The sequence below is a fragment of the Veillonella sp. VA142 genome (assembly GCF_003992135.1).
Taxonomy (GTDB): Bacteria; Bacillota; Negativicutes; order Veillonellales; family Veillonellaceae; genus F0422.
In genome coordinates, this window is sequence record NZ_RQVN01000034.1 from 1 (window position 1) to 10,821 (window position 10,821).

Genomic DNA, 10,821 nt, shown 5'->3' on the forward strand with positions numbered 1-10,821 from the left:
TTTAGCACTATAATCATACCACGAAATCACTATGGATTTTTTATATTCAATTGTTCAATTTCATTATACAATTAACCCAAAAAATTGCTTTAATATAAAGAAAAGTCTGTATTGACAATTGTATTACATTGTGATATAAAGTAAGTAGTAAAACGGTATCGTCATAGAACATACCACCATGCCCGCTACTTATGTAGCGGGTTTCTTTTTGTATAGGAGGGAATATGGAATATGATAAACCCTTTAAAACGTATGATGAACAAATAAAAATATTACGAGATAAGTACGGTGTATTAATTAATGACTATGATTTCGCTAAAAATGTGCTTATATCTATCTCTTATAATGATCTTATTGGTGGTTTCAAAAATATATTAAAAAAAGACTCGAATAGTGTAAACGAAATAACAATTGAATACTTATATGAATTACATTTATTAGATAAAAGTATCCAAGCATTTATTTTAAAATATAGCTTGTTTGTGGAAAATCTTTTTAAAAATGTAATGGCCTATGTTATTGCCTCATCTTTTGGAGTTGATGTAAATAAATACTTGGATGCTAATAACTATCAAGTATATAGTGCAGGGACATCCTTCAAAGAGAATGTGTATTCGGAAATTTTATTAATATTGATAGATAAAAAACGGGAATATCAACCTACTCAATATTATGTAGAGAAGTATAATCATATACCACCGTGGATATTATTTAAAAATATATCTTTTGGAGATTCGATTAACCTGTATAATGTTCTAAAAAAAGAACAGAAAGAAATGGTCATAAACATTTTATTTAATAATTCTAATACTATGACGTATGATCAAAAAGTGGAGATCATTCGTAATGGGTTAACTAATATACGAATCTTTCGTAACTTAGCTGCTCATAATTTAAGTTTTGCTGAATTTAGAGTCAAAAAATCTATTCAACCAAAACAGTTATATCAGGTCTTACCAGGTTTGATCTACATGACAGAAGATTTAACACAACCATTAAATATTGATAAAAAAGCTTGTAAGGGATTATATTCGGCAGTATTAATTATTTTATTATTATTGAATACAAACGAGTTAAAATCCTTGTTTGTCACAGATTTTATGAATGCAGTTTTTCATGGTTACAATGATGAGGCCGATAAGCAGAAAATAGAATTATTTACAGACTACTGTAAGCTTACTGCAATGCCTAAGAATTTGTTTGAGAGACTACATAAATATCTGAAAGTACAAAATAATATACTATAATGAAGTTATAATAAATTTAAAAGTGAATATTATGAAGATTTTAGTAACAGGTGGCTGTGGCTTTATCGGTAGTCACTTCTTGCGATATATGATGAAGACCTATTCAGGAGATTCTTTCATATGTTTAGACGCCTTAACCTATGCAGGAAATAAGAATAATATAAAGGAGTTACTAGAAGATTCTAGGTTGACTATGATAGAAGGAAATATTCGTGATGCTTCTTTCGTAGATACTCTGTTTGTTACGTATAAACCAGATGTGGTGGTACATTTTGCAGCAGAAACTCATGTAGATCGGAGTATTACAGGTCCGCAAGTGTTTTTAGAGACGAATGTAATCGGTACGGGTGTATTGCTAGATGCCTGTTTACGACATGGCATAGAACGATTTCATCATGTATCTACTGATGAAGTATATGGTACATTACCCTTGCAAGGAGGGAGTCTATTTACGGAACAAAGCCTATTAACACCTACTAGCCCTTATGCAGCCTCGAAAGCATCTTCTGATCTATTAGTGTTGAGTTATCATAAAACTTACGGATTGCCCATTACTATTTCTAGATGCTCTAATAATTATGGAACTCATCAGTATCCGGAAAAATTAATTCCTCTTATGATACAAAAGGCGTTGCAAGTGGAACCATTGCCAGTCTATGGCGATGGATTGAATGTGCGTGATTGGATTCATGTTGTGGACCATTGTAGGGCCATTGATTGTATCCTACAAAAAGGTAAAGTAGGAGAAGTGTATAATGTAGGAGCCGGTGAAGAGATTTCTAATATTAAGTTAGTGAAACGAATGTTAGATGTGTTGGGAAAATCTCATGAACTCATTACCTATGTGCCAGACCGATTAGGCCATGACTTACGGTATGCCATAGATAGCAGTAAGCTAGAATCATTGGGATGGAAGTCAGAGTATACCATGAAGGATACTTTAAAAGGGATTGTGGAATGGTATAGGAAACGGTTGTAAAGTTAAATCTATAGGTGTGATAGAATTTCGGTGGATTTCAGTGGATGTAAGATAGTATAGACCTCGGAAGAGAGAGGATGTATGTCAGAACCTTTTATTGTCGGTTGTTATACATTACTTTTTTTATATATTATGGTGAGTCATGGAGCTTTCAATTTTACAAGGGTTACAACAAGATATTAAAATTTTTCTGCTAAGTCCCATACTATGTGCTATTTTTAGATTTTTATTTATTTATTTTTTTGCACCTAATAAGACTTATAAAGGGCAGGAAAAGAAATGGTGTTCCTGCTTTAACTATGGGTTTTGGTGGGGAATGGATTTTAATGCCTATGTATTACTGTTTTTATTTTTACTAGTAACATTACCTTCAATGGGTATTAAATCTATTCACTTATATAGTGATTTTATTAGAGTGATTTTGGGAACTTTATATTTCCTTGTAGTATATATAGCTTTTTTAGGAAAATTAATTTTTTATTATCATTATAAGGATATATACAATTCAAATTTGCGATTAGGAAGAAATGCAGATAAAAGAAATTTGTTAGATATTTTCTTTAATCAAAATCATGGATGGTGGATTTTGGTATCCTTGCCAATCTATGCAGTAGGAATGTATTACTTCCTTAGTTGGCTATTAGCTTTAGGAACTTTTGCTGTACCGACAGTTCATTTGGGGTATATATACTATGTTTACAATACATTAATTACCATAGCCACAGTAATCGTATATTATTGGTTCCGTTATGGTGGCACATTTGAGCATCGTAACAAGCCTGAATGGGATACTGTGCCTGAAGTAGTTAAGCGAGATATGTTTTTCGCGAAGGCTTGTATCGATGATTTGATTGCTTTTGAATTAGCTATTCGAACAAAGCCACAAGAAATATTAGTACATAGTGATGCAGATTCTATCCAAATTTTAAAGCCTTTAATTAAGGTTGAACAGGATTTAGTAGGTATGATCTGGAACTCTATGCGAAAAAAAGCAGCAGGACCTCGAATCAAAAAGCCTAAAAAGATATTTTTAATCGTAGAAGAAAGTTATAGTCAGTTCGCATTTGATGAGGTATATGAAGATATACCTATTGCTAATGCAGGGCGATTAATTCGTGAACAAAGTAGTACAATTTCTATTGACAATTTTTTGGCAGGTGGCTTAATATCTCAACCATCTATTAGCTCCATGTTAAATGGTATTTACGATGTTAATTTAGAATTAAACGAAAAAGCATACTTTTGGAATCACCAACTACCGACATCATTGGGAAAACAAATTTCAGAGTTAGGGTATACATGTTCGCTGTGGTATGGTGGCTCTTTATCTTGGTCTAGCTTAGGTCTATTCGCTAGAGGAAATGGGTTTCATAATGTATATTCTGGTTTTGATACTACATCTAATGATACACCACATACTTGGTTGGGTGTATATGACCATTTATTTTTAGAGGGGATACAACAGAAATTAGATGAGAACAATACAGATAACTATGAGTTTCATTTTATCTATACTACCTCAAATCATGGACCGTACACGATTCCAATTGACAAGTATGGCTTTGAAAAAGAAGCGTTGTTAAAAAAACTGCCAGACTATTTAAATAAGTATGCTGAAGATATTGGTACCTATGCGTATTGTGATTATTATTTAAGTCAGTTTATTCGTTATATCCAAGAAACTTATGAAGATAGTTTAGTTATCGTAACGGGTGACCATACAAGAAGATTACCTATGCCAAGTCAAGATAGTAACAGAATACATAGCTTACGTGAAGATATAAGTACAGCATTTTATCTATCCCATAAAGATTTTGACAAAGATTTATTAAATGGTGTAAGGATAGGAACGCATATGAATATTCTGCCAACTATTATGGAATTAATAGCGGCTAAAGAGCATGAATATATAAGTTTATTTCCATCTTTGTTTGAACAGCAAGAGCTTATTATAACTCCATATCATTGGCTAAGCAATAGTCATATTGGTTTCTTTAAAGATCAACGTGTAGAAGCTTTAGATGGAATTCCAGTATATGATTATAATCTAAAAAATGTAGTTGCATTACAACGAGCTTATATGGAAGTAACGGGTACCATTGTTCGACATTATGTATAACCTGTTGTTGAATACAAAGCATAAACTTGATACAATAAAGAGTGAATAAAAGACTATCACGTAAGGTGATAGTCTTTGTCATATGTGAATAGATAAAGAGGAAGTTTATGAATACAGTTAGTGTGTTAATTTTAACGAGAAATGAAGAACAGAACATTATAGATTGTATAGAAAGTTGTCAACCCTTTGCTGATGAAGTGATTGTTGTTGATGATGGTAGTGAAGATAATACAGTATCTATTGCAGAGTCTTTAGGTGCAAAAGTCTTGCATCGGTCAATGAATGGTGATTGGGGAGCACAACAAACATTTGCTATAGAGCAAGCTAGCTGTCATTGGATATTCTTTATTGATGCAGATGAACGGTGTAGTCCAGAATTATGTAAAGAAATTAAATTAGCTATACAAGGAGAAGATTTAGCATATTGGATACAGCGTCATAATCGCTTTCATTATAATGTCGCTACTCATGGAGTACTACGGCCAGATTATGTATGTCGGTTGATGCCGAAAGAAGGTTCCTATGTAGAAGGATATGTTCATCCTGCAATTATTACACCCTACGATAAGAAGCAATTAACAGCACCTATGTATCATTATACCTATGATAATTGGGAACAATATTTTAATAAATTAAACAAATATACAACCTTATCAGCAGAAAAATATAAAAAGGCTAATAAATCTGTCTCCTTTTTGAAAGATATTGTGTTTCGGCCATTCTGGGCATTTATTAAAATGTATCTTTTACAAGGTGGTATTTTAGATGGGAAAATGGGATGGGTCTTATCTGTGAATCATTACTTTTACACCATGACAAAATATGTGAAGTTGTATTATTTATATAAATCCAATGGTAAGTTGTAATTAAAGTATTATAAGGTTACGGTAAGGAGTTCTCATGCGAGTTGCCATATTAGAAAGTATTATCATGCCAGCTGGTCATGAAGTAGAATTTGATAGAATCCTTGTGAACGAAATGAAACGGCAAGGACATAAACCTATGTTTTTTGTGCCGGAAAAATTTCCGTTTAAAGTTGATTATGGAGCTCCTGTTCATGAGTTACAAGGTGGCGAAGTTGTGACGTATGCAGGAGCTACTTGGTATCAAAAACTTTGGCGCTCCTTACAACGTGAGAAACGACGTATATCCTGGTTTAACAGTGCGTATGAATTAGCAAAACAAGGGATTTGTGACGCGATAATTATTCCTACAGCTACCTATCGCTATATTAAATCTTTGCTGAGAAGTGAATTAAAACATTCACCAGTTCCTGTACATATAATATTTCATGGAATCAATCCTAAGGAGCAGCCTAAGTTTGAAAAACAAGCTAAACGAATACAAGCGTATAAGAATGTTCAGTTGCATGTCATTACATTGCGAAATGATTTTGTAAAGTGTGGGTTAACCAATGTTCAACTAGTAGCTCCACCCGTGTTTAAGCCGGTATTTGATACTACCGAGCCATTAGAAAATCATGAAGGTTCAGTGCGCATAGGCTTTTTCGGACAATTTCGTAAAGAAAAAAACTTAGAACCATTTATACAAGCCTTTATACATGCAAAGTTTGCAGTACCTGTTGAATTGGTAGTACAAGGGGCAACGGCAAAACCTGAGGATACAGCATTATTTAATTCACTTATAGAAAAGTACAAACATATTCCTCAAATCGTATTCCGTCATGAAAACTTGATTGGAAAAGATTGGGAAGAGGCTTTACTATCGGTGGATGCTATTGCAATGCCGTATGCAGCTGAGAGATATAGATACCATTGGGGAGCGATGCTATTTACAGCCATTGGCTATAACAAACCAGTATTAGTATCACCAGAGTTAAATCCAGAGGTATTAGAACAATTTCCTATTGGATGTGTGATACAATCATTAGAAGAAACGGATATTATTTGTGCTATGCAAGAATTAGTAGACTTGTTAAGTACAAAAAAAGCACAAACTAAAGTGGCATTAGAACAGGCTAATGAAGTATATAGCCATGAGAGACTGATTCGAGCGATTTTGGAAGGAATGTAATATGAAAATTTTGTTAGCCAATTTTACCAAAATGGTTGCAGATAGTGGTGGATTGGCCAAAGTGACTTGTGCATTTGCCAATGAAATGAAGCAACGTGGACATGAGGTTACATTAGTATATAGCGATGAACAATCTGGGGAATTTTACTATCCAATTGATACTGATGTGCTGCAATATGATTTGCGGAATATGGATAGAAAAAGAGTGACCTATCCCTTTATATTACGGTTAAAACGTGAATGGTATCGAATGTTTAATAAGCAAAAAGCGAGAACCATTAATAATGAATTTGCAGAAACATATTTATTGACACCATTAAAAAGAGTATTAGAAGATACTCAACCTGACGTAATTGTTAGTTTTCAACCAGCAGCAACAAAATTATTGGTTTTAGATATAAATACCTCTATTCCTGTTATAACAATGAGTCATGGTGATCCAGAAGATTATTTTCACTTTTATCCCAAAGCAGAAATACCAGCTGTAGAGAAATGTGCAATGAATCAAGTTCTTTTACCATCCTTTAAAAAACATCTGTTACATCATTTGCCGAATGCTAAGGTGACTGTAATTGGTAATGCGATTCCACAATACAAGGAACAAGTAGATTTAACTAGACCAAAAGAATTTTATAGAATTGGTTTTTTAGCGAGATTATCAAAAAATCATAAACAACCACATTTGTTAATAGAAGCATTTTGTAAATTAGCAGATGAATTTCCGAATTGGGAGTTAGTTCTATGGGGAGCCAAAGAAGGAGAGTCCTTTTTTAAGCAAATGGAATTAATGATAGCTACACATAGATTACAAGAACGAATTCGGTTTGTAGGAACTACAAATGACGTAGAATGTGCATTAGCAAGTTGTGATATTTTTGCCTTTCCAAGTGCTTATGAAGGGTTTGGACTATCATTAGGAGAAGCAATGAGTAAAGGCTTACCTGCAGTGGGCTTTGCATCTTGTAGCGCTGTTAATGAACTAATCATTGATGGATATAATGGAATACTGTGTGAAGCTGGTGCCGATGGATTAGCTAGAGGATTAAAGAAATTAATGGGGAATCAGGCATTACGTGTAGAATATGGGGCAAATGCCAATACAAGTATGAAAGTGTATGCACCGGATAGAATATGGGATGAGTGGGAACAGTTATTAAATAACATTAATATAAAATAGGAATTGCTAAGGTAATAATATGTACAAAAAAGTTGTAATGAGCCGATTTGGTGGTTTAGGGGATATGGTGATGCTTACCCCTATATTGAGAGGAATAAAAACGCTCTTGCCAGAAACTAAGCTGATAGTTGTAGGGGAAGAAAATGCTAGAGCCTTAATGGAGGGATGTCCATTTGTAGACGAATATCTAGGATTTGATAAAAGCTATAAAAGTTCTTGGAATATTATAAAAAAACTATGGAGAGCTGATATTGTATATCTAATGGACACGCTATATCGTATCTCTATAATTTATTGGTTAGCAAGAGTAAAAAAGAGAATAGGGTTTCCTCATAAAAGGAAGTTTTTTTTAACGGATCTTATTTCACCAAAGTCTTGGATGGACTATGCGTATGAACCAGTGGTATATGCTGATTTTGTGAAAGATATACTGCAAATAGATATTACACAGATACCAGACTGGGACCATTTGTTCTATCCTGAAGGAAGTGAATTAGAAAAGAAAAACGTAAATGAATTGTTAAAGAATAGACTATATAATGATTTTATAGTTTGTAGTTTAGAAACAGGCGGACATGCGAAAGATTGGCCTATTGAACACTGGTTGGACCTATTTAGAGAATTAGATAAAATAGAAAAAAGTGTGGTTATTATTGGTGTTCCAACAAAAAACTATAATGACATAGAATTCCCTACTAATGTGCTTGATTTAAGAGGAAAGACAAATCTCCTTGAAACAGGAGAAGTTATACGATTAGCAGACATGGTTGTTAATGGATGTAGCTTCCCAATTCATGTAGCAAATGCTGTTGATACACCAGTAATTGGACTATATGGATCACAACCAGATTGGAGAGGGATGCCACAGCGCATATTTTCTAGTATACATGCTGAAATAGATTGTTCACCCTGTGATTATTTATTCAAAGGTCCTGGTTGGTGTGAGAATCCAACATGTATGAAACAAATATCTGTAAAAAGAGTTATCACAGAAATACAAAGATGCTATGATGAAGGAAAACCTTTGGGAGAATATAAATTAATAACTGGAGAAAACAATGAATAATAATTTAATTGAGAAATATCATATTTCTAAGATGGATGCGTATTTAGCAGAAATGGTTCGCAGAATTAAAGGTAGTAGAATTTGTCCAGAATATATTTATAAGTTGTCATTAAAAAAATATGGATTTAAAGATAATTTAGCGAGATATTATACAGAAAAATATTCAGGTATTCCTGTTGGAAAATTTACTTGGGGATATAAATATATACGAAACGATATTATTAAATCTATTGGAGCATATTGTTCTATTGCGACTGATCAATTAGTAGTTCCGAATGGGCATAAAACAGATTATGTTACTACATGGCAATCAGAATTAGAATATCCGAATGAATTACCTATTAATAAAAGTACAGTGATTGGTAATGATGTTTGGATTGGTGCACGGTGCACAATTTTAAACAATCTTACAATTGGTGATGGAGCTGTTATTGGTGCTGGTAGTATAGTAACGAAAGATGTGCCACCATATGCGATTGTAGTGGGAGCTAATAAAATTATTAGATATCGTTTCCCAGAAGAAATAATACAAAAATTGCTTATAATGAAATGGTGGGAATGGGAAGATGAAAAAATACGTTCTGCCTACAAATTATTTGAAGACCCTGTTGCTTTTGTAGATGCGTATTATTTATAGTAGAGTGGAACATGAAAATACTAGAAATTTTATCAGGTCCATCATACGATCCTGTCATTGCCTATAAAGATGCGGGTATGTTATTGTATGAATTGAACAAATCCTTTAATTACATGACTAATTATTGTGGGTGTAATTGTAGTGAGTATAATGCTGTGTGGAATCCTCAATTTTTGAAATCTGTGTGCGTCACCAAAATTTCAGAGAGCTTAGAATTTAAACAACAGGTTTTAGATATAAAAAAATATATAAAAGATCATATTATAAGTTATGATGCGGTTATTTTTTTTAATTATGGCAATACGACATACAAATTAGCAAACCTATGTAAACAAATTAATCCTAAAATCGTTGTATATGTTAAATTAGATATGGGGAGAGGTGGCTATGCACATTTTTCTCCAAGCCGAGAATTTTCATTCTTACGCAGTAGATTTGAAGCGTTTAAAAGTAGAAATGTTGATTTTTTTACTGTAGAAACAAAAGAGTATTATAATGCTTTAAAAGAAACCCCGATGTTTAAAGGCAGATTGTATTACCTACCAAATGGTGTATCTACATTAGGGATCGATGATGCCACAGTAAATATAGAACAAAAAGAAAATATTGTGATTACTGTTGGTAGGCTAGGCATTTATGAGAAAAATACAGAATTATTTTTGGATAGTATATTAGATATTCCTAATAAAATACGTAGTCAATGGAAATTCTACTTTGTGGGACCACAAACAGAGGAGTTTTCGCAGTATATCGCAAAATTTTTAGAAGATAATCTAATGCTTGCACCTAACATAGTTCAGCTAGGAAATATCACAGATAGGAATGAACTATCTAATCTATTAAAAAAGGCAAAAATTATTTGTATGCCTAGTAGAACAGAAAGTACATGTATAGCAACTTTAGAAGGTATGTATTTTGGCTGTATACCCATTATTAGTCGGTATAGTGCTTTTGTAAGAGATACAACAAATAATGAAACCATTGGTAAGGTAGTGGATGACTATACATCTAGTGGCTTTGCAAAAGCAATGGTAGAATATATGAAAGATGAGGCCCATCTAAACTCGGAAGTAGAAAAAGCGATAAGTTATGCAAGAGATACATTCGATTATATAACTATTGGTGCTGAATTGAATCGATTGTTAATGTTATATAAAAAAGATTAGTAAAATAAATAGTTAGACTTATAGTGAAGTGCTAAAAGGTGTATGCATAGCATATTTATAGATTATTTTAATCAAAACGAGTTAATATATATAGGACTATGGATTTGTTTAGGAATATTAAATAAACACTAATTAAATATGGTCATAGATAGGGATTCATATTTTACCGCTAAATAATAGTAGTGACAGAGCGAGTAATCGCTCTGTTTTTATTGGCTCTTTGTCAAATGTGGGGGCTACTCATATAAAAAGTTCATAGCACTAGCTATTCAAATAGCTAGTGCTATTCTTTTTGCTTAATAGAAGTATACGAACTCTAAAGCGTTCAAAATGACGCAACCCATAACTTATTCTCTTTAATACTTTAATGTTATTATTACATCCTTCTGTAAACCC

10 protein-coding genes are annotated in these 10,821 nt (G+C 32.9%); 9 read left to right on the forward strand and 1 reads right to left on the reverse strand.

All coding sequences use genetic code 11. The features are described 5' to 3' along the window. Positions 1–224 precede the first annotated feature (224 nt). The 9 genes from EO117_RS08690 to EO117_RS08730 all read left to right on the forward strand — a co-directional run bounded on the left by EO117_RS08690 (position 225) and on the right by EO117_RS08730 (position 10,425). A complete protein-coding gene (locus EO117_RS08690; RefSeq protein ID WP_126940064.1) occupies positions 225–1,247 on the forward strand; it encodes an Abi family protein in 1,023 nt (340 codons plus the stop codon). Positions 1,248–1,278: 31 nt separating this feature from the next. Next, the gene (gene rfbB, locus EO117_RS08695; protein ID WP_126940065.1) at positions 1,279–2,226 is read left to right on the forward strand and encodes a dTDP-glucose 4,6-dehydratase; all 948 of its coding nucleotides are present in this window, start codon (positions 1,279–1,281) and stop codon (positions 2,224–2,226) included. A 142-nt stretch (positions 2,227–2,368) separates the two neighbouring features. Then, positions 2,369–4,345: an LTA synthase family protein gene (locus EO117_RS08700; RefSeq protein ID WP_126940066.1), complete on the forward strand. Its 1,977-nt coding sequence runs from the start codon at positions 2,369–2,371 to the stop codon at positions 4,343–4,345. 107 nt (positions 4,346–4,452) lie between these two features. Then, on the forward strand, positions 4,453–5,211 hold the full coding sequence (locus EO117_RS08705) for a glycosyltransferase family 2 protein (protein ID WP_126940067.1): 759 nt from the start codon (positions 4,453–4,455) through the stop codon (positions 5,209–5,211). A gap of 34 nt (positions 5,212–5,245) precedes the next feature. Next, the gene (locus tag EO117_RS08710; protein WP_126940068.1) at positions 5,246–6,379 is read left to right on the forward strand and encodes a glycosyltransferase; all 1,134 of its coding nucleotides are present in this window, start codon (positions 5,246–5,248) and stop codon (positions 6,377–6,379) included. Between the two features lies 1 nt (position 6,380). Continuing rightward, entirely contained in the window at positions 6,381–7,556 is a 1,176-nt protein-coding gene (locus EO117_RS08715; protein WP_126940069.1) for a glycosyltransferase, read from the forward strand. A 37-nt stretch (positions 7,557–7,593) separates the two neighbouring features. Next, complete coding sequence (locus tag EO117_RS08720; RefSeq protein WP_164727561.1) at positions 7,594–8,622, forward strand: glycosyltransferase family 9 protein; 1,029 nt, start codon at positions 7,594–7,596, stop codon at positions 8,620–8,622. After that, positions 8,615–9,259 (forward strand): CatB-related O-acetyltransferase, encoded by a 645-nt coding sequence (locus EO117_RS09455; RefSeq protein ID WP_126940071.1) that lies wholly within the window; start codon positions 8,615–8,617, stop codon positions 9,257–9,259. The genes EO117_RS08720 and EO117_RS09455 overlap by 8 nt, the downstream gene beginning before the upstream one ends. Positions 9,260–9,270: 11 nt before the next feature. Further along, positions 9,271–10,425: a glycosyltransferase family 4 protein gene (locus tag EO117_RS08730; RefSeq protein WP_126940072.1), complete on the forward strand. Its 1,155-nt coding sequence runs from the start codon at positions 9,271–9,273 to the stop codon at positions 10,423–10,425. Between the two features lie 261 nt (positions 10,426–10,686). On the opposite strand, the gene EO117_RS08735 is transcribed toward EO117_RS08730, so the two are convergent. Continuing rightward, the coding region (locus EO117_RS08735; RefSeq protein ID WP_164727450.1) for a transposase at positions 10,687–10,821 on the reverse strand (135 nt) is incomplete at its 5' end.